Here is a 19,489-nt window from a genome sequence, read left to right as displayed (position 1 = left end):
GTGATGATTTAAGTTGGATCTAAAAATTCTATCTCAAGAAATCAAATCGTGTAAAAAATGTGGACTCTGCGAATCAAGAAAAAACGTTGTCGTCGGACGCGGTTCGCAGACTCCGAAAATAGTAATTTTGGGGGAAGCTCCGGGTGAGGCCGAAGACGCCGCAGGGAAGCCATTTGTGGGCCGCTCTGGAATGTTACTGGATCGCTGCATATCGGAAAATGGGATTAAAGATTTTTGCATTCTCAATATTTTAAAATGCCGCCCGCCAGAAAACAGAAAACCAACGTCAGAAGAGATCGCCGCGTGCAAGCCCTGGCTGGAGCAACAGTTAGAATTGCTAAATCCAGAACTCATCGTGTGCCTCGGAGCTACCGCTCTAAACTTCTTCTTCCCTGCCAAAAAAATCTCGGAAGCGATTGGACAAACCCTAAAAGACGATAGCGGCAGAAGGTTTGTCGGATTATATCATCCGTCTTACTGCCTGCGCGGAGCTGTAAAAATTGAGGATTACGTGAAATCCTTCGAGCGTGTAAACTTTTTTCTTGAAGATGGATCGACACGTATTGAAGCTCCAGCAGAACAATCAATAACCGATCCCCTTCCAAGTCCTCTGAGATCTCCAATTCCGAATGGACCTCAGTCAACCAAACCTTTTCCGTTGGGAATGCAAAGATATGCGCCTTTGCACGTACACACTGAACACGGATCTGTGGGAGATGTTTTCCGTACAGAAGATGAATTAGCAGAAGATTTGTCGCAGAAAGGCTTCAAAGCGTGTGCCATAACAGATCACGGATCTCTTTCCGGTCTCCCTTACTTTCAAAATGCCCTGAAGAAAAAAGGAATTAAACCCATTATTGGACTAGAAGCCTATATAGAGGAATCTGAGAAAAAACAAAGTCATCTCGTTCTTCTTGTTAAAAACGAGATTGGATATAAGAATCTACTAAAATTACATACGATTGCAAAAGAACATGTCCATAAAGTTTTCAATAAAGTATTCCAAAAGATTCCTCTAGACGAAGTTTGTAAGCATTCAGAAGGTTTAATTTGTAGCACCGCATGTATTAGTGGAACGGTAGCCCAAAGATGGAAAAGAGGAGATGATCCTGAGCCTATAATACAAAAACTTCAAGCGGCGTTCGGAGAAGATCTTTATATGGAACTAATGCCGAATCGAATGGAGGAACAAATAAGATTTAATGAATATATAATTAATATAGCAAGAAAGTATAATATTAAACCAATAATCACTACCGACTCCCACTACAACTCTCCAGAGGATAAACATTATCACGATCTCGTAAAAGCGAACGAATGGAGAAAAAAGATTACAGATAAAATTGGGTTCTCTGATGACACATTTTGTAATTTAACTTGCGACCAAATAGAGTCCTTGTTGAAATCGAATCACCCAAAAATATACCCCATAAGAGAAGAGTTATTTGCTAATACTTTAGAGGTAGCTAGCAAATGCACTTTTGAATTACCGTCAAATCTAGGGGATACTTTGCCTGGAAATGAAGAGAAAGCCCGACAAAAGATTTTAGATAGAATAGATGTTGAAGGTTATACCAAAAAGAACGGATATGATCCACAAATAGTAAACGAAAGAATAACAAAAGAAATAGATCTCCTTACATCTAGAAAATTTTTTAATTATTTTGATAAAGTTATGCATATGACAGACTACGCAGATTCCCATAATATTCCAAGGGGTCCAGGAAGAGGATCGGTTGGCGGTTCTCTACTTGCATATTTATTAAAAATTACACGAGTCGATCCACTAAGATTTAATACTTTATGGGAGAGATTCCTTTCACCTACACGGACTCCTGATATTGATATGGATTTCAGCGCCGAGAAAAGGGGAAGTATAATTGGAAGTCTCAGGCTCAAATATGGACCAACCAACGTGTCCTATATTATGACGTTTAACGAGTGGTCTGATAAATCCGCAATTAAGGATGTAGCCAGAATTTATGACGTTCCCCTTTCCGAGGTAAATAAATTCAACAAAGAACTCTCCACTAAGACCGCAGAGAACCTTAAAATCGAAGATATAATTCTTACTTCAGAAACCGCCGCAGAGTTCGCGAAAAAGTACCCCCAAGTAATAGATGCATCTATAAAACTCAAAGGCAAAATTAGACACGTAGGACTTCATGCCGCAGGAGTAGTAATTTGTAAGGATCTAGAAAGCACTATCCCAACAGAAATATATGACAAAGGAGATATCAAAAATTGCCTCGCCGCAAGTTTTGAAAAGGATATGTTGGAAAGTTTGGGTATAATCAAGTTCGATGTCCTAGGAATCTCCGTCCTAGATGTCATCGACGGAGCGTTAAAATCCTCTGGATTAGAATGGGATGTTTTACCAGAGGATTATGCTGATCCTAAAATATTTGAACTTCTTAAGTCAAGTAAAACCGCTGGAATATTCCAATTTGGTTCTCAATTAGTGACAGACTATTTGAGGAAGCTAAATCCCGACAAGTTTAATGACTTAGTAGCCGTGAATGCTTTGTGTCGTCCAGGACCTCTTAACTCTGGGATGTCATTTGATTATGTAGATCGAAAGGGAGGAAAAGAGTGGAACTACGATCATCCAACACTTGAGTCGATCACGAAGGACACCTATGGAATTATTTGTTATCAAGAACAGATTATGCAAATCTACCATCAAATTGGAAATTTCTCTTTGGTGGAAAGTGAGCGGGAAATGAAGCTGGTGGCAAAGTCAAAGGGTCGAGAAGCGCTTAAAGAAAGTGAAGATAAAATGCTCCGGGGCGCGTTATCAAATGGCTTCACAAAACCACAATTTGATAATTTATTCAACAAAATTCTTGAATTTGGACGCTATAGTTTCAACGAAGCACATTCTATTGAATATTCTATGCTAGGATACTGGACAGCATGGTTAAAATTATATTATCCCCTAGCTTTCTATGCCTCTCTAATTAACGTAGAATCCGATGAAACTCAGTCTTTATCCTTTGTAAAAGAAGCGATGGATTCTGGAGTAGAAATCAAACCTCCAAGCGTAGAATCTCCATCAGAATTAACTACGTTCAATAAAGACAAAAATATTATTTACTTAGGATTAAACAAAGTCAAAGGAATCGGACCTGAAGAAATCAAAAAGGTCTTGGCGGCTGGAGATGACTTTGATAAGATAAAGAAAATTAAAAAGAATGTTTACCAAACGCTCGTAGAGGTCGGTTATTTAGATTCAGTAGAGAAGAATCGCAAACAATTATTAGGGGGAAAGGAACTCACTAGGAATACGCTGTGGAGGTGGTCTACAGAACCGAATACAAGCGACGACTGGTCTGAGGAGGAAAAGATGTTTAGGCTCAGAAAGTCCTTGCCCTGGCCTAGATCGTATGATGAACTGCCAAAAACTCAATATGATTTACATAGGAAGCCTTTAAACTACTTAAAGTCTGAGTCCGTAGAAAACAAAGCAATATTGTCTGTTGGATGGGTTTATGATCATAAGGCGTTTAGTAGTAATGGGAACACTTCGTATGTTTTGAATTTTGAGGACGGCACGTCGAGAGTTACATTAAATTTGTCTGCGGTAGTTGCGAGGAGACATAAAGAGATTGTGGACACGATAGTTAAGGGAGAACAAAAGAATCCCTTGGTGTTTTGTTTAAATCCCTATTACATGAACAGAGGCCATATAGAAGTTAGAGAGGGAAAGTTACAAATACTATGGATGGGTAATGTAGAAGATGAAATGTCTAAGAATGTACTGAGAGGATTGGAAGGTGGATTCGATACACTAGGGGCCAAAGAGTTCTTGATAACAAATATAAGTTATGGGACCAGCAAGGCTGGAAACGCATTCTCCTCAATAGAATGCGTGGATAATGTAGGTCAGATAACCTACGGAGCCATGATGAGCCGCGGAGGATTGTTGCCTATGTATGGATCGATTATTAGAGGAAAGTGGAATGCGACCGCAAAGGGTACGTTTTGGAATGGAGAATAAATATATTGTTTGCAAGCAATTGTTGAGTTGATAATCTAGGTAAACTAGGTACGTGTTAATGGCTAACACGTCGCAAGTATTGACTAGAGGGCATTAGAACATGCAGCAGCACCAGAAGCTACAAGAACGTACCGCACGCTTCCCTAATGCGGACCACCTCTCTATTTGCCAAATAGGACGCCGTTATCCGGCTAAGCTTTTTCTGCAATCTCGAAGGGAAATGTTACGCGGGTTTAACCCGTAGGAGACATAATATGTCGCAACAAATACCCGTATTAGATTCAAGAATGGTTCCGTTAATGCCTACATCACCGGCACACGCGAGGAAACTGCTCGATAACGGAAAGGCATCCGCCTACTGGAATAAATTAGGAATATTCTGTATTATATTACACAAAGAGGTCGTACCCGATAACCAGAAGTTAGTAGTTGGTATTGACCCTGGATCAAAGTGGACCGGGTGGAGCGTGGTAGGGCAACATAAGACGGTACTCAATGGTATGCAGGAAGAGCCCATTCACGTTAAGGGCGCGGTCGAGAGACGCCGTAATCTACGAAAATCTAGGAGGCATAGAAACTGTTGGAGAAGACCCGCCAGATTTAACCGAAATAGAAATAAAAAGTGGTTGCCGCCTTCGACCCTAGCTAGATGGAATTCCAAGGTACGAATACTAAAACAGATAAAGAGGGTGTTACCTATCACAGATGTTTGCGTGGAAGATATAGCGGCTAAGACCAGGAAAGGGGCTCGAAAGTTCAATGTGAATTTCTCGCCTTTAGAAGTGGGAAAAGCGTGGTTCTACCAAACAATTCGGGATATGCGGCTGAAGCTAGAATTATTTAGAGGTTACGACACTAAGATGCTCCGCGATACGTACCGACTGAAGAAAACTTCCGTTAAATCCAGGAAGGTGTTCGAATCTCATGCAGTGGATGCTTGGGTTATGGCTGCTAGTATCTGCGGAGCAGGCCAACCTACCACAAAAGATTTAAACTATTGGACACCTATAGTGTTAAATAGAAGACAATTACATATGTTTCAATTCACAAAAGGAGGGACTAGAAGACCCCAAGGCGGGACGCGATCAATGGGATTTAGCAGAGGAACCTTGGTTCGGCATCCTAAGTGGAAATTAACCTATATTGGTGGAAGTTATAAGGGTAGAATTTCCCTACACAGTGTTAGAACAGGAAAACGGATTACTAAAATTGCGAAGTCAGAAGACCTAAATATATTAACAAAAGTAACTTGGCGGGGAACTCGCACAATTCCCCTTTCCGCGCACCATAATTAGCTAATATGTATATTACGAGGCATAAAGAGGGGAAAGTGATATGTCCGAAAACTTATATAAAAGAATAGAACAAATTAAACAGGAAATGACCGTTCCAAAGTACCACATACTGATAGATGCATATATCCAATCCGAGCAATCTAGATATATGAATATGGGACATAATCCGGGAAAGGCCGTAGAAATGGCCGTTACACATTTAGATGATATTTTAAGGAGAGAAAAGTAAAATGTCCGAAGAAATAAGATTTTATTTAAGAGAGGAGCCTTATGGATTCCTGTCTAATTTTTGGAGAGAACCAATAGATTTTGGATATGGAACCAAACCGGATACTTATCAAACGAACGAACATTATTATCAATCTCAAAAAGCAAAAAGTTACGCGATGAAAGAATGGATACGAAGAGCACCAACCGCTTACGCCGCCATGACCGCGGGCAGAAATTTGAGACCCGAAGAAATGGTTCAAAAGTGGGAGACAAAGAAAACGGAGGTTATGTTGGAAGGATTGAGAAAGAAGTTCCACTACAATAATACCCTGAGATACTTGTTACTATGGACTGGAGATGCAATTCTTATTGAGGATTCGCCAACTGATATGTTCTGGGGCGGAGCGCTTCCCGGAAGTCAGAATATGCTAGGAAAACTTTTGGTGCAGGTAAGGGATGAGATAAAAGAAAACGTAAAGAGAAGATTAGATACTCCAATGTACGGAGACGGATTATGACTCAAAAAACCATTATCGAGAGAAAAAAAGAAGTAAGAACCGTCGTGCCAGCGGTGAACGAAGTAATTACTATAGATGTCCCTAGAATTGTCTGGGACTGTGATTTTTGCGCCAGAGGATCGGGAGACAGAATGCCCTCATGTCTGGGGTGTGGAAAACATGCTTGCAATTTTTGCCTTCAGAAAAATAAAATCTTTGAGGAATATGAGTTTGAAGTAGGTGATGCCGGATATAGTGGAGACTCTTACTCGTGTTATGATTATCCCGCGTCGGACGATTATAGAGCTGGATACTTTTATCTATGTCCAGACTGTAGAAAAACTCCGCCAGAAAAGATTCAAGATTTAATGAGTCATATGAAAGGTCTTGCTGAACTTGAAGTGGTAGTAAAAGAAATCACGAACATTATTCTAGATGATATAGAGAGGTTAAGGAAATGAGTTCCGACATATTGGAGACGGGCGATTGGGTACAACTCGCATATCCACCCCTTTTAGTGTTCCAAATAAAAACAATTAGATTTAGTACATGGAGTAAAAAAGCGTATTGCACGGACAAAGAAGGGCATGAATATTATGCAGAAGATCTACGAAAAATCACGAAGGAAGAAATCGAGCAACACAAAGAAGAAACCAAAACTATGAATACTAAAGACTCCGAATCTGAGATACACGAAATTGCAAATCAGATCTCGTTCTTCCTTGGAAAGCATAATACGAGTCTTGATAATCTCAAAAGGCTCCACCAAAAGTTTTATGACCTAGAAGACTGTATGAAGAGTATACTGTGGGACGAAGAAATTAAGAGGAGAAAGGAAGAGATGCCCGACTATATGGTGGAGTTTACGGTTAAGACCACCTTTACAGGTAAAATGGTTGTGAGCGCTCCAGATCCAGATGAAGCAGACAGAAAGATAATAGAAGAGGAAGATATGGAATATGACAATTATCTAGAAATTACGGTTCCGACCATTAAAGTTCTTAAAGTAGAGAAAATCGGAGATGACAAATATTATGACTACTAAATTCCTTTATAAGCAAGTAATAGTTGTCCGAGAAGATCTTAAAATGTCGCCGGGGAAACTGGCGGTTCAGGTAGCTCACGCGAGCGTGGGAGTGATATGTAACGGATCTGGAGTATATCGAGCAAAAGCAACGCTGGAAAATTGGTTTGCCGAAGGATTTCGAAAGATAGTTCTTAGGGTCCCATCGGCGAAAGAAATTATAGCGCTCGAAGGAAAGTGTGCGGAACACAATCTTCCGTTCTATACGGTTTATGATTTCGGCCTGACAGAACTGGACCCCAACACTCTTACCTGCATAGGAATCGGACCTGATTTAAACGAGAATATCGATAAAATTACGGGGAGATTGGGACTATGGAAATAACTTTCTTTTCAATCGGATGGGGCCTATATGGAACCTTATATTTTTACCTCGCCCTATCTTGTGCAAAAGAACATTTTCGCTATGTTCCGTTACATGTGATTCTTTCATCTCTAGGGTATTTTGCCTCTATGACAGAAATGGGGATGTATAGATGATGTACTACGTTAGCCCAACTTACGCAGCCCGTTTAAGGGCTCAGGAAGAATTTGAGTGTTCCAATTGTGGAAACTGTTGTACTCAGTGTACGCCCATAGATGTCACTATGGAAGATTTAAAAAGGATCGCAGAATACTTTGGGAAGTCGATGAAAGTCGCAGCAAAAAGACACTGTAGAATTAATCCTGAAAATGGTTCGCTAATTATTAAGCACGATAGACCTTGTAAATTTTATAACCTTAAAAACAAGAAGTGTAAAATATATGAGGTTAGACCGGAAATATGTCGGTTGCATCCGTTTTTATCGTCGGAGCCAATAGAATCGAGAGAATTTATTGTACCATTACACTGTGAACCTGCGTGTGGAGTTTACGAGAAAATGAAGGAGAGGGGAGAAATAAAATGAAATACTTACTAATATTTATAATACTAATCGGCCTGTCGTGCGCCGATAACGGATCGATTGCGATCACGCGAGTTGACGGTGAGTATGTCAATATACTCGATAATCAACTTGAGGACATGATTGAATTTGATCTGGCAGAAAATAATTGGAATGTAATTTTAAGCGTGGACTCATATATTTGCGACAATCACGCGATGGTCAATGCGTTGAAATTATTAAATTGCTCAATGATTACCAATACGACCGATCTCGAAATAGTCAAGATGGTTGAGATCGAATATGTAAGACGACAAAACGAAATAGCAGAAATAAAACGCGAGCAAGAACAGGCGGCGCGTGATCTGGTAAATCGGACGCATGTGAATACATATGAGTGGATTAAGGGAGAGGCATAAAATGATAGTCAATTTCAAGTGTTGGCATTGTGGTACGGCTCAGCGCGTTGAGGCTCAACCGATACCATTAGACCAAACTGGAGGCCAATCAGGCTTCTACGAGTTTGATATAGACTGCCCCAATCGTGGAAAGAATCTTGAAACCGTGTTAAAGGAGAGACAATGAACGACGATTGGTTAACAAGAAATTTACCAGAATCATTTTTCACAGAAGCGGGAAGACATTCCGCCGAAAAGTTTAAATCATTGTTCAAGGAAATTCCCGATGAGTATAAACCTTTAGCCTATGCTATAATCGTATTATCCGCAGAAACTGCGCCAGAAATGAAGCGCTGTCAAGAGTTCCGACAAATTTTATTTTTGACTTATAAAAGTCTGTTAGAAGAAAACAAGATTGACCTTAAACTTCCTCATTATTGGTACGCAGACGGAGTAATGATCAACCCTGAATGGATCGTAAGGATTACTAATGGTATAATCGGGTGGATATGTGACGACAGCGTAGAAGAATGTTTGATGGAAGGAGAATGTAGATATTTTAAGAGGGGAGAGAAGATATGAAATTTTTATCTAATATTTTTCGGTCAATTCCTCGCAGTATTAATATATCTCTTCCAAAATCCGATCTAGACCTCTTGAAAAAGAAATGTCAAACAATGGCGGTAACTCCCGAACAATATGTGGCCAACCTAATAGCGATTCACGTAAGGCCGAAACAAGATAAGGGTTTTCGGATGATAACAAAAAGAGGACTCCTTATTGACTCGGGAGAAAAATCTATAGATGAATACTTAAGTAAAATGTTAGAGGACGACGGAGAGAAAACATGAGTCAATTGAAACGTTATGCCTGTCAGACGGCGAAGACAGTTGTTGGAGCATCGGTAATTATCTGTATCGTAATTGTGGCTGGCATATTAGCAAAATTATTAGAATACCCCGAAATATTACGCGGATTATTTTGTTTAATATGGACATTAATATTTCTAATGATATCGCTTTTTATTGGACATGAAATTTTTAGGAAATATGACATATGCCAGAGGTTTAAGTGAATCTAGAGCAAGCGATAGAATGTCTGTACCACATAGCCTATCATCCACATGGAGACGAAAAACATATTAGAGAAGAGGCGAGATATGCCCTCAGAGAATTGGGCGAAGATTTAGAAGAGGCAGAAAAAGAAGCAACAAAAGATGTAGACGAGCCTAGTAGATTTTAAACTTTTTTTTAAGGAGTGTTATTTATTATTAATAATTTCGACACCATAGACCCCAATTTTATTAAAGATTTATTGGCTTCCGATTTGAGTACCTGGATTGTGGCGCGAAATTTACGACTCAGTGGGTATACGGTTACGTTGCCGCCGATTGGGATAAGACCGGATACTGGACGGATTAGGGAGTATGCGGACTCTGGAGACTTGGTGGTTAATGGAAACGTTATTGAAGTGAAACATAGACCGGATTTACAGTTTGGTGGGTTGAAGGAGTTCCCTTATAATTCGGTAATCGTGGACGTGGCCCACCATTACGATGGGTTGGTGGTCAAGCCTCGTTATTATGTTATCTGTAATTCGACGCTGAGTGGGGCGATTATTGTATCGGGGAAGACTTTTGGTAAATGGACTGAAAGTACAAGGTGGGATAACAAAAGAAAAAGGATGAGGACGTTTTACCTCGTAGATACTCGACTTTGCAACTTTTGGGATTTTGGCGAGAGGCCGAGATTTGGATTTTAATAGTTTTCTCCCATTTTAAACTATATAATCAGACTGCGGCGGAATAATAGATAACTTTATATACTATTAGAATAGTTATTATATAATGACTGAAAATAATAGAGATGAATATTTAAAACAATATACCAAAGACCACAAAGAAGAAATACGAGCAACTAAAAGAAAATCATATCATAAACTAAAAAACCAACCAGAGAAGGTTGCGTATAAAGAAAAGTATTACGAAGAAAACAAAGAAACAATTCTCGCACGGAGCAAGGAATGGAAAGAGAAAAATAAGGATTACGTTAAAGAACAATCAAAAGAATATAAAGAAAAGAACAAAGAAATTATTAAAATTAAGAATAAGGAATACAAAGATAAAAATAAAGAATCAATTAAAATTAAGAACGCAGAATACCGGGAAACCCATCGGAAAGGGATAAAAAGAATAAGCAAAATAAAATATGCAGAAAAGCAAATAACCTTTTTAGATGGAAAATATACAAAGAAAAGTAAAATACCCAAAGAAGACATTATAAATCTCTTGGGAGGAAAGTGCGCTCAGTGTAACATAACCGATTTAGATACGTTAACGGTTGATCACATCAACAACGACGGGGCAAAAGATAAGAAAGAAATGAACCTCAATAGCAGTATAAAACAAGTTAAAAAGCTAATAAAAGAAGGATGGAGTTTAGAGCAATTAAAGGAAAAATTTCAGGTCCTGTGTTGGAATCATAACTGCGCAAAATCGTATAGGGGATATTTTGATCTCTTAGATACGGAATTAACCTATAAACAAAGATGGAGACTTAAACTTTTGAGAGAAGCGTATGACCTTTTTGGGCCATGTAAAACGTGTGACGACACGAACCTTAAATACCTAACGATTTCTCATGTTCATGACGACGGGGCTGAAAGAAAACGAAACGGAGAAAAATGTGGCACCGACTTGTTAACTGAATTTAGGAAAATAAACTGGAACGAGTCTATAAAAGAAGATTTTTGTTTAGAGTGTTTTAATTGCAACTGCTCACGACAAGTTAGAAAACAGAGAAACAGTTCACAAAGGGGAATAAATCTTACCTCGCCACCACATCAGCCATAGCTTGAATAGGATCGTCCCCATCCGCGACCTTATCTAACACTTTTGAAACCGCAGGATCTACTTTGGGTTGGGCCTTTTGTCCTAAATCTTTTTCTGACTCAAAATTTTCTTGGAGCCGAATTCCAATTACAGAACTATTTATCCAATTCCTGTACTCTTGTTGACTGATATCCCCACTTCCTCTGGCCGCGATCATAATTTTTAATTCATTTTGTGTATCTTTTGGTTCGATTGGGGCCGGGATCAGCTCGTAGCGATATCCTTTCTTTTTAAATCCATTAATATCAAGCCAATTATTTCCAAATTTGCTGGCTTCTCTACAGAATTTTAACCTACCAGATTGAATATACGCAAAGAAAGTTGACATTTTTGCGCTGGCCGAGCTGTTATCGAGTAGCGCCGACTTCCCTTCCCCTCCATCTGAAAGCGCCGAAACCGGAAAAACTATCTTATACATCTCACGAGTTGCGAAATTATAGAAAGAAAGTATGTCCTGACGGTCGTAATAGTGAGGACGATTTAAACTCATATTGGAAGGAATCGGTGTATTCTCAAACGAATTATTACCTTCTAATATGTTCTTTGCAATATCTGATGTCCCCGGCATATTTTCATCTGTAATAACCAGATCTTTGGGATTAATCTGTTCATTCATGACAACATAAATTAGGTCGTAGCTGTAAGCAGCAAGATCAATATATGGTAAAAGGTACTCTAATATGCTTTCATCTATGAACCTAGATCCCAATGGAGATAAAGAGAATACTTGATTTTTATCCAAACTGATTATTTTCCCAGACTTAGTACCAGAACTTATAGTTTGGTCAAAGTTAAGTCCCCCTTCATTATCGTAATACATTCCTTTCCAGCGAAGGGCCGTGCTAATTATTTTATCATTTTTGGGTCTTATAAACGAGTCATAAGGTCTTCTTTGCATAGCAGTATAATTTACATATCCAGAATTGGAGTCCTTTCCCCAAGCGAGTTCTGAGACTCCACGACCACCTCTAAAACCATCCGAATCTGCAACCTGAGCCCAAGAGAAGAAATCTATATCTTCTAGGTTCTCTGCAATATCGTGACTCATTTCCACGTCTACTTTTCCTTTCGGATCATAGACATTATGATAAAATGGTTTAGAAAATTTTAATTGCGTATCGGTTCCAGACAGAGCTTGGACCAAAGGATTCATGGCAGCGAGTATTAAATCCTTGTTAGACACTCGTTGATTAAGGATTCCTTTCTCTAACTTAGATTGAATATCGCCTTTAAAATCAGACATCTTTCTTCCAATCTCCGTTAGCAATTAAATACGTATTTTAAAATTATGAATTAAATATAATTACAAATTCACGATATAATTCTACATCCCACTTAACACTTCGTACATCTCAACCCGCAGAGCCAAATTACTCCACCATTCTAAATATTCTTTATAATATATCGAATCGAAATCGAGAATCTCAATAAAGCAAACTTCCTCAATCTCTCCTGAGTCATCAACAGATAATTCGCTCCTCCATCGGCTACATCCTCCCTATACCATCCAACCCTTTGTTGAGACATAATGATCCCAATTTGTATAAATTAAACTTCTGTTAGCATCTTGCAAATCTAAGCCTTGCTCGGCTTCACCAATGGTCACTTCGTCGTACCACCATTTTATAGCAATATTACTTCTACATAAAATGAAGTTTCTGTAGGTACTCAAAACCGACTCGTCTCTCTTCTTGTGCCATTGAACTTTGATAGGTTCTCTCATATCATGATCACTCCCACTGAGATATAGAGTCTTAATAACATTTAAGGGTTTCCCTAAAATGGACAATTTTAAGGTTTCCCCTACAAAAGAAATCCTAGTTTCAAATTCCATTTTAAAATTATGAATTAAATAAAAACCGAAACGTTTATATAGTATCAAATATATTATTTATTTTAATGTCTGAATATACTAAACAAATTACCGTTCATCTTAACTATTTAGTCCAAGAAAAATTAGATAACACTACCGATCTTAACGCTTATGCCGATAAAGTATTATCTGATTATTTTGGTATAAATTACGATGAGGCGTATTCGAATTGTACGGGACCTAATAAATGGGGTATTAATAAGTCTGGAGAATAATGAAATTTAAGGATTGTATATCTGAAAACGGATGGATATCTCCATTAAAAGCGAATCCGTCTGGAAAAATAAAAAGAAAAGGGCCAAGGACATTAACATTAAATCTCGTTCTTTTACAGAAAATTTCAGAAATTGTCCCCGAAAACAAAAGATCTGCTTTAATTGATTATATACTTTCTTCTCATTTTGGTATTAAATATGAAGATGCATACCCTGAATCGTATGCAAAAAGTTGTGGGGAACTTAGATATTGGGACTCTACCGGATATTACAAGTCATTAGACATTCAATATCCAGGAAGATTTTCAACAAAAACAAAAAGACGAAAGCAATTTTCTTACAAGGAATTTATGTTAAAGATAAAGGAGTGATAGATAGTGGTTTTAGATGGTGTGATTCTTCAAGATATACAAAGGACGATTGAGCGCGGACGGAAGATGGGAATACTGAAAGAAGGGGACACGAAACCTGATATGGGAACAATATTGTACATCGATATGGTATGGCGGACATTAAATATTAGTCACGATTTAGATACCGATAAAATAGACTTTGAACTTCAACATAAAAAAATGCTTCAGTTTGGGAATCTAAATAAGATTCTGGCAACTTACGAACAAATAAGAAGTAAGAAGGAAGCCGGAAAGGTTGAAGAAGGGTTGTTTGCTAAGATCGTTAAAGAGTCTATAGCAACTGACAAGAAAAAGGAAGCGGAAATGCAGAAGAAATTTGAGGCCATCGCTGTGAAAGTGGCTCGTGGAGAGCAATTAACGGAGGAGGAACAGATTATTTTCGATGCGGGATGCGAATCGGCTCTTGCATAACGAACTGTTAGATTGGAGCTAATGGTTCGATTCTTTTTTTTTTGAACTATCTGGAATTTCCAGATAGTTGAACTTATCGACGTTTCCGATATGTTCATCCGAAAGTTATAAATACTATTAGAACGTTACGGTATTTAACCTTTTCTGGAGAATGATTTTTGATGGACAATATTAAACAAGATGAAGTTATGACATTTAAGGCATCGACCGTGATCAAAAGTAGACTAGAAAAACTCTCCAAACGAGAGGGAGTTTCAGGCGCGGGGTTCCTTCGCGACATGATTAATCGTGAGTATAAGAGGGTGTTTGGAGAGGGGGAGTAGATATGGAGGTTGAGGAGTTGAGTTATGAAGAGTTGATAAAAGAAAAAAAAAGGAAGAAAAACGAATACCAAAAAATATATAGAAAATCAAGCGATATTATTCTAGAGAAAGGAAAAATCCGAAGAAAAAAATATTATGATAAGACTAGGACAGCCAGCATCTTATACAGCAAAAACTATAGGATACTCCACGAAGAAGAGACCAAGCGATCTAGAAAAGAATTTAACCTAAAATTAAAAATATCCGCTTTCAATAAAATAGGAGGCCCGCGTTGCATAATTTGTGGAGACCAAAATATAAGTCATTTAACAATTGATCACATAGACTCAACCGGAAATTTAGATAAAAAGAATGGATTATATTCAGGAAAATTATACTCCGCCATTGTTAGTGGATATTACAAAAACACAGAAAATCTTAGGGTACTTTGCTATAATCATAATTGCTCCCGATCGAGAGATTACCTCGATATCCCAAGAGAAAAACAAAATGTATACCAAAGATATCGGACCAAACTTTGGAAAGAAGCGTTTGATTTCTTTGGTCCATGTTCCTGCGGTATTTCTGAATTGAGGTTCCTCACTATGTCTCATATACACAACGACGGTGGGGAACAAAGAAGATTGGGGAATCATCCGCGAAGTGGGATCGGATTAATAAAACGTTTTAGGAAATTGGGCTGGCCCCAATCCATTAAAGAAGATTTTTGCCTCGAATGTTGGAATTGTAACTGTGGCCGAGGAAAATTATATTAATCTCCCCATCAGATTTCTCCTAGCCCCAAAATTATTAAACGGGAGGTCCGTTCTTTGAGATCCATTCGCGCCGCGCGACAGGAAGTATCCACGATAGTACTTGGGGATTTTATCCCTGTCTGTTTTTATTTTTATTCGTCTTACGTTGTCCCCGTTTCCGGCGTCTAAGACATTGACCGTAACCAGACCACTCGACGTGAGGGGCTCGCCATGCCCGTCTTTACTATGGATTGCCTTTAATCCGTTATTCTGAATTGCAAGAAATCCTCTTTTTTGCCTGTCGTCGTCCAACAACAGTAAACTTGGTTTTCCCAAGTGTTTCTGTAAAGAGATAGCTAATTTTCCTTTTAAGCTATGAGTAATCTTAACCTCAGTTAATCCAGGAATTTCCCCTTGTTCAATCGCAGATGTTAATACCGAATTAGTGTTGTCGCCCCATATCCTTTGAATATTAAAATGCTCTACTGCATCTCGTATATATTTAAACTGCGATGGCTTGCTTGGTGTAGTATAGCTGTAGTCCCACTTATCCATAAATTTACTTACTAATTGTGTTAAAACTCCATTATTATACGCAAAAACTGTAAAATGTGCTGGGTCTCGGGATTTGGCAGGATCATACGCACCATATATTTTATAACCAAACCAATCGTCAGGATTGAAGGTATTATATCTTGCTGGGTCTGCGTAGTTAACCAACAAACTTTCCTTTCCCAATCGGATACTCTCATCGATTCTATCTTCTTCAAAGAATGAATCCGAAATTGACCTCGGACACACTAAAAATTCCTGGGCCCACTCTTGAGGAGCCATTATGGTTCCCTGCTCTTCCAAATACTTTAAAGAAAACATTTCGGGCCAAAGAGCCTTCTTTTCTTCTCCGGATCTAAAAGTCCTAGTTTCCCAGTCATATGAAGTAATCGCAGGTTCTAATCTTACGTTAAATCTTACAGACTCTTCATCATCTTCGCTTGTTTTATAAAATTCCTTTTGATACCAAAGATCGGCGTAAGACTGAGGAGTTCCGATTAGATGAAGTTCTCCGATACCAGGCAATGGCATAGGAAGCACAACTTTTCTAAACAATCTATTTATCTTTTTGATGATTTCTGGCTCTACAGAAACCACATTTTGCCTATCTTCATCCGTATAAAAATCATCTACGAGGATATGAGTAGGATGCAGACCTCTCAAAGCTCCCAAAATACTATAACAATTAATACTAATATGGGGAGCCTTCGACAGCGATCTTTCATTAGCGTCTCTCCATCTATATTCGGCTTTTGATGTGGCCGTGGAGTACTCATCATATAGCCCTTCTGCAAAGAAAAAAGAGTTACTTATTAATTCTTTAAGTTTTCCTACGTGTGCCCCAGACAAATCCTGATTATATGAAATATATGCAATGTCAAGATTTTTTTTATCTTTTTTATTTTTCCAAATTAACCAAGCAATGTAAGAATAAAATCTCAAGCTTTTGTAATGCAATCTGGGGCCACAATACATCGTTCTCTTATTATTTTGTAAAAAATCGCAACTTCTTTTTATATATTCTCCGCCCACATATTTACCATATTTCTCCTTAATAGCCAAAGAAAAAATTTTCTCCACAAAAAGATAAAACGAATTATAAGTTTCTTCGTACAACCTCCCGGCTGCATCCATAGTTTCGTCGTCTAGAACTTTAGCGACAGAAGCATCTAAGTCCAGCCCGCGTCTTTCATCATCTTTTTGACAAATTTGCTTCCCTTCGTCAATATATTTGTATCGCAATGTTGTGGTCTCGGATATGGATCTTTTGGAATTGGTTTTTCTCCCGTTACAGAGATCTCGCCCTTAAGAATGCTTATAATCCGTTTTTCATGAGATGTCTTATAGAGAAGGTCTATTTCATCCCTCACCAATAAGGTACACTCATAAAAAGGATCTATAACCTCTGATGGTCGGAGATCATACAATTGGGCTATCAGTAGCTTCTTCGTCCCCATCGGGCTTTTCAGGAAAGGTTTCTATCTCATCATTTTCCTTTGTCGTTTCGTCATCCGAAGACATCCATCCAGACTTACGAAGCACAATAAAGAACAAGGTCAACTGAGGAGTAAAGATCTTAGTATTATCTTCGGCATTCTTGTAGAATCCTTGACTCTCCAGAATCTTAGCATCTAATACAGGATTAAAGTCGTCATAGTACTCCTGATCTGTCCCAGGAGATTGATCATTGTCCACCAGAAGCCTTTTCCTATAATCGTTAGGATTCCTTATGGAATAGATCAGGATAGGCTTAATAACGCTATTAACGTACTTGTAGTCCTCCTCATTCTCTGTCCAGGGTAAAATTGCCTCTCCCTCTTTCTTGCCGAACAAAATCTTCATTACCTTCTCAAGTTTAGGAGCATATCTAAGGTAAAGATCCTGTCCAGGCTTCATCAACGTTATCTTTGTGTCTGCGTTCAGTTGCAGATCTTCGCGCTGCGAAAAAAGCATTTTATTCTTCATGGTATTTATCATCCTCTTAAAAGAAAACATATTTTACAAATTATAATTAGTTTTATACTATTTAAAGATTTCTATTGGTTTAAAAAAAAGAAAAAATAACATTAGGTGAGAAACCTAATGTGTTGCAGTTGCATCGTATACATAGAAACGAGCGGGTCCCCAAGTATAAGTGCTGTCGTACATGAAGCCCTCAATGGTAGTAGGCTGGATGTACCCATCTTGGTCTCTATTCAACGTTGCTGAATCGATAGTTCCAAGAAGTTCAATGGAAAGCATCTTGTTATATCCGGTAGAAACCACGTCTCCGCTGTCCAACAGGAAGGACAGTCTCTTAGAGATGAGGGTTCCAGCCGCAGGTGCGGAACCGGAAGGATTGTTCCAGAACGCTTTCATCATCGCGTTATTCTTCCACTGTACATCCAGAGTACCGATGATATTATAGGTGGTGGGCTGCAAAGTAGTAGGATAGTTCTCCGAGATAACGACGCCCTTTCCAGGTGCAAAATCCCAAGTGAAACTAGCGCGGGCCTTGTTTACCTGAGCGGCCTGTCCAGAGGACGATCCATCTATCTCGAAAGTACGTGCCGAGGCTCCGAACGGGGAAGAGTCGGTTAGTCCGCCGGGATACGCAGGTTCGGTTGTTGGATACTCGACGTTTCTTCCAAGGAGCCCAACATTGTAGGCGAACGCATCGGCAGTTATATCGAAACTGAGTTCCTTAACTTTAGTTCCCTTCCCCACTTTTGTATTGTCGCCAGCGTCTTTAACGAACACAGATAAAGACTTTTGATCGAACGTCCTCTGAATGGCGTTGTATGTGAGAGTATCGGTTTCATCAAAGGTTGTTACGTCGCCATTCCAAGACTGAACAGAACCTGAAGAATCTGCATTGTTGTAAATCTTTACGGCGTTGTTGAGATAGGCGGGGATCGCGGCCTGATCTGCTACTGCGGCAGCGTTATGTGCTCCATGATCATCGGTGAGTACATCAGAATTAAGGACCGCGCGAGCTGTTGCATCTTGAGCAACAAACACTATTCCTGCGGCATCGGAAGCCCAAGTTCCAGTATCAACACGGAATCCAATAATAGTTCCAATAACTGCGGCGGCATCTCCACCTGTTTTAGCGGAAAGCTTAGAGCCAACCTCGAATATCGCGGTTCCGGTCTTGAACTTTATACCCATTATAGGCATACCCATCCATCCGGAAATTGGGATTGCCGTGCCTGCGGTAGCGTCTTTAACGGTAACGAATACCTTCTTCTTCCCCGTAGTAATTCCGAACTCGGAGAAGTCCTGCATCTGATCCATAAGACAAGCCTGTAATGCGGTAGTGTGAACTCCAACTACGCCTGCATTAGAGGTGTTTCTTACTGCATCCATCTTGTGGCAGTAATAACCAGAAACCGCTCCAAACGCAGGGGTCGTTACAAGGGTATCTGTAGTGTAATCAGTCCCGCCAGGGCAAGTGTAAAGATCCTCGTTTCCTCCAGAATCGAACGTTCCTTGGACACCAATAAGCCAGAGAACATCCCCTACAACTCTTGCGACTTCTGCACGAGCCTTAGAAGTTGCTCCAAATATTTTGTCTCCTTTCTTAAACAGAAGACCTCCCGCAGCCTCCAAAGTAATCTTATACACCTGTTTAGAATACCAAGGATTTCCGAAGCCTACGCCCAAAAATTCAGGGACACCATTAGACGGAGAGAACTTAAGTCCGGGAAGATTACCTTCAGTGTGCCAGTATCCACGAATCTCATTTCTCT

General features: G+C 39.2%; 20 protein-coding genes. 15 read left to right on the top strand and 5 right to left on the bottom strand.

The window, feature by feature from the left end:
- The first annotated feature begins 13 nt into the window (after positions 1–13).
- The 12 genes from dnaE to M0R80_03475 all read left to right on the top strand — a co-directional run bounded on the left by dnaE (position 14) and on the right by M0R80_03475 (position 11,198).
- Positions 14–4,000, top strand: coding sequence for a DNA polymerase III subunit alpha (dnaE, locus tag M0R80_03530; GenBank protein ID MCK9458685.1), 3,987 nt, complete (start codon positions 14–16; stop codon positions 3,998–4,000).
- Between the two features lie 254 nt (positions 4,001–4,254).
- Positions 4,255–5,295 carry an RRXRR domain-containing protein gene (locus M0R80_03525; GenBank protein ID MCK9458684.1) on the top strand — a complete coding sequence of 347 codons (1,041 nt, stop codon included), beginning with the start codon at positions 4,255–4,257 and terminating at the stop codon, positions 5,293–5,295.
- A gap of 230 nt (positions 5,296–5,525) precedes the next feature.
- Complete coding sequence (locus M0R80_03520) at positions 5,526–6,023, top strand: NADAR family protein (GenBank protein MCK9458683.1); 498 nt, start codon at positions 5,526–5,528, stop codon at positions 6,021–6,023.
- Positions 6,020–6,463, top strand: coding sequence for a hypothetical protein (locus M0R80_03515; GenBank protein ID MCK9458682.1), 444 nt, complete (start codon positions 6,020–6,022; stop codon positions 6,461–6,463). The genes M0R80_03520 and M0R80_03515 overlap by 4 nt, the downstream gene beginning before the upstream one ends.
- A complete protein-coding gene (locus tag M0R80_03510) occupies positions 6,460–7,047 on the top strand; it encodes a hypothetical protein (protein MCK9458681.1) in 588 nt (195 codons plus the stop codon). The genes M0R80_03515 and M0R80_03510 overlap by 4 nt, the downstream gene beginning before the upstream one ends.
- On the top strand, positions 7,037–7,411 hold the full coding sequence (pth2, locus tag M0R80_03505; GenBank protein MCK9458680.1) for a peptidyl-tRNA hydrolase Pth2: 375 nt from the start codon (positions 7,037–7,039) through the stop codon (positions 7,409–7,411). The genes M0R80_03510 and pth2 overlap by 11 nt, the downstream gene beginning before the upstream one ends.
- Positions 7,412–7,562: 151 nt before the next feature.
- Positions 7,563–7,973: a YkgJ family cysteine cluster protein gene (locus M0R80_03500; GenBank protein ID MCK9458679.1), complete on the top strand. Its 411-nt coding sequence runs from the start codon at positions 7,563–7,565 to the stop codon at positions 7,971–7,973.
- Entirely contained in the window at positions 7,970–8,368 is a 399-nt protein-coding gene (locus M0R80_03495; GenBank protein ID MCK9458678.1) for a hypothetical protein, read from the top strand. Before M0R80_03500 ends, M0R80_03495 begins: the two co-directional genes overlap by 4 nt.
- Before the next feature lie 162 nt (positions 8,369–8,530).
- Complete coding sequence (locus M0R80_03490; GenBank protein ID MCK9458677.1) at positions 8,531–8,929, top strand: hypothetical protein; 399 nt, start codon at positions 8,531–8,533, stop codon at positions 8,927–8,929.
- Entirely contained in the window at positions 8,926–9,198 is a 273-nt protein-coding gene (locus tag M0R80_03485) for a hypothetical protein (protein ID MCK9458676.1), read from the top strand. The genes M0R80_03490 and M0R80_03485 overlap by 4 nt, the downstream gene beginning before the upstream one ends.
- Positions 9,199–9,418: 220 nt before the next feature.
- Complete coding sequence (locus M0R80_03480) at positions 9,419–9,589, top strand: hypothetical protein (GenBank protein ID MCK9458675.1); 171 nt, start codon at positions 9,419–9,421, stop codon at positions 9,587–9,589.
- Between the two features lie 604 nt (positions 9,590–10,193).
- On the top strand, positions 10,194–11,198 hold the full coding sequence (locus tag M0R80_03475) for a hypothetical protein (protein MCK9458674.1): 1,005 nt from the start codon (positions 10,194–10,196) through the stop codon (positions 11,196–11,198).
- Here M0R80_03475 and M0R80_03470 read toward each other — a convergent pair.
- Both M0R80_03470 and M0R80_03465 read right to left on the bottom strand, forming a co-directional pair.
- Positions 11,173–12,480 (bottom strand): hypothetical protein, encoded by a 1,308-nt coding sequence (locus M0R80_03470; GenBank protein MCK9458673.1) that lies wholly within the window; start codon positions 12,478–12,480, stop codon positions 11,173–11,175. The two genes, M0R80_03475 and M0R80_03470, sit on opposite strands and share 26 nt — an antisense overlap.
- A 255-nt stretch (positions 12,481–12,735) precedes the next feature.
- Positions 12,736–13,071, bottom strand: a complete 336-nt coding sequence (locus M0R80_03465; GenBank protein MCK9458672.1) for a hypothetical protein — start codon at positions 13,069–13,071, stop codon at positions 12,736–12,738.
- Positions 13,072–13,324: 253 nt separating this feature from the next.
- Here M0R80_03465 and M0R80_03460 point away from each other — a divergent pair, with 253 nt between their 5' ends.
- The 3 genes from M0R80_03460 to M0R80_03450 all read left to right on the top strand — a co-directional run bounded on the left by M0R80_03460 (position 13,325) and on the right by M0R80_03450 (position 15,227).
- Positions 13,325–13,696 carry a hypothetical protein gene (locus M0R80_03460; GenBank protein ID MCK9458671.1) on the top strand — a complete coding sequence of 124 codons (372 nt, stop codon included), beginning with the start codon at positions 13,325–13,327 and terminating at the stop codon, positions 13,694–13,696.
- Positions 13,697–13,702: 6 nt separating this feature from the next.
- A complete protein-coding gene (locus M0R80_03455; GenBank protein ID MCK9458670.1) occupies positions 13,703–14,149 on the top strand; it encodes a hypothetical protein in 447 nt (148 codons plus the stop codon).
- 325 nt (positions 14,150–14,474) lie between these two features.
- Entirely contained in the window at positions 14,475–15,227 is a 753-nt protein-coding gene (locus tag M0R80_03450; protein ID MCK9458669.1) for a hypothetical protein, read from the top strand.
- On the opposite strand, the gene M0R80_03445 is transcribed toward M0R80_03450, so the two are convergent.
- From M0R80_03445 to M0R80_03435, 3 genes are all read right to left on the bottom strand, one after another.
- Positions 15,219–17,000: a hypothetical protein gene (locus tag M0R80_03445; protein MCK9458668.1), complete on the bottom strand. Its 1,782-nt coding sequence runs from the start codon at positions 16,998–17,000 to the stop codon at positions 15,219–15,221. The genes M0R80_03450 and M0R80_03445 overlap by 9 nt on opposite strands.
- A gap of 177 nt (positions 17,001–17,177) precedes the next feature.
- Complete coding sequence (locus tag M0R80_03440; protein MCK9458667.1) at positions 17,178–17,723, bottom strand: hypothetical protein; 546 nt, start codon at positions 17,721–17,723, stop codon at positions 17,178–17,180.
- Positions 17,724–17,837: 114 nt separating this feature from the next.
- Positions 17,838–19,489 (bottom strand): hypothetical protein (locus M0R80_03435; protein ID MCK9458666.1); only part of this gene is annotated, 1,652 nt, incomplete at its 5' end.

This window comes from Pseudomonadota bacterium, from assembly GCA_023229365.1.
Classification (GTDB): domain Bacteria; phylum Myxococcota_A; class Polyangia; order JAAYKL01; family JAAYKL01; genus JALNZK01.
The sequence above is the reverse complement of the archived record's forward strand: the minus strand, read 5'-3'. Positions and strand labels throughout refer to the sequence as shown.

Excerpts from the sequence above, each read along its gene's own strand:
- M0R80_03525 (MCK9458684.1), top strand. The coding sequence starts at position 4,255 with ATGTCGCAACAAATACCCGTATTAGATTCAAGAATGGTTCCGTTAATG.
- M0R80_03520 (MCK9458683.1), top strand. The coding sequence starts at position 5,526 with ATGTCCGAAGAAATAAGATTTTATTTAAGAGAGGAGCCTTATGGATTC.
- M0R80_03515 (MCK9458682.1), top strand. The coding sequence starts at position 6,020 with ATGACTCAAAAAACCATTATCGAGAGAAAAAAAGAAGTAAGAACCGTC.
- M0R80_03510 (MCK9458681.1), top strand. The coding sequence starts at position 6,460 with ATGAGTTCCGACATATTGGAGACGGGCGATTGGGTACAACTCGCATAT.
- pth2 (MCK9458680.1), top strand. The coding sequence starts at position 7,037 with ATGACTACTAAATTCCTTTATAAGCAAGTAATAGTTGTCCGAGAAGAT.
- M0R80_03500 (MCK9458679.1), top strand. The coding sequence starts at position 7,563 with ATGATGTACTACGTTAGCCCAACTTACGCAGCCCGTTTAAGGGCTCAG.
- M0R80_03495 (MCK9458678.1), top strand. The coding sequence starts at position 7,970 with ATGAAATACTTACTAATATTTATAATACTAATCGGCCTGTCGTGCGCC.
- M0R80_03490 (MCK9458677.1), top strand. The coding sequence starts at position 8,531 with ATGAACGACGATTGGTTAACAAGAAATTTACCAGAATCATTTTTCACA.
- M0R80_03485 (MCK9458676.1), top strand. The coding sequence starts at position 8,926 with ATGAAATTTTTATCTAATATTTTTCGGTCAATTCCTCGCAGTATTAAT.
- M0R80_03475 (MCK9458674.1), top strand. The coding sequence starts at position 10,194 with ATGACTGAAAATAATAGAGATGAATATTTAAAACAATATACCAAAGAC.
- M0R80_03470 (MCK9458673.1), bottom strand. The coding sequence starts at position 12,480 with ATGTCTGATTTTAAAGGCGATATTCAATCTAAGTTAGAGAAAGGAATC.
- M0R80_03465 (MCK9458672.1), bottom strand. The coding sequence starts at position 13,071 with ATGGAATTTGAAACTAGGATTTCTTTTGTAGGGGAAACCTTAAAATTG.
- M0R80_03460 (MCK9458671.1), top strand. The coding sequence starts at position 13,325 with ATGAAATTTAAGGATTGTATATCTGAAAACGGATGGATATCTCCATTA.
- M0R80_03450 (MCK9458669.1), top strand. The coding sequence starts at position 14,475 with ATGGAGGTTGAGGAGTTGAGTTATGAAGAGTTGATAAAAGAAAAAAAA.
- M0R80_03440 (MCK9458667.1), bottom strand. The coding sequence starts at position 17,723 with ATGAAGAATAAAATGCTTTTTTCGCAGCGCGAAGATCTGCAACTGAAC.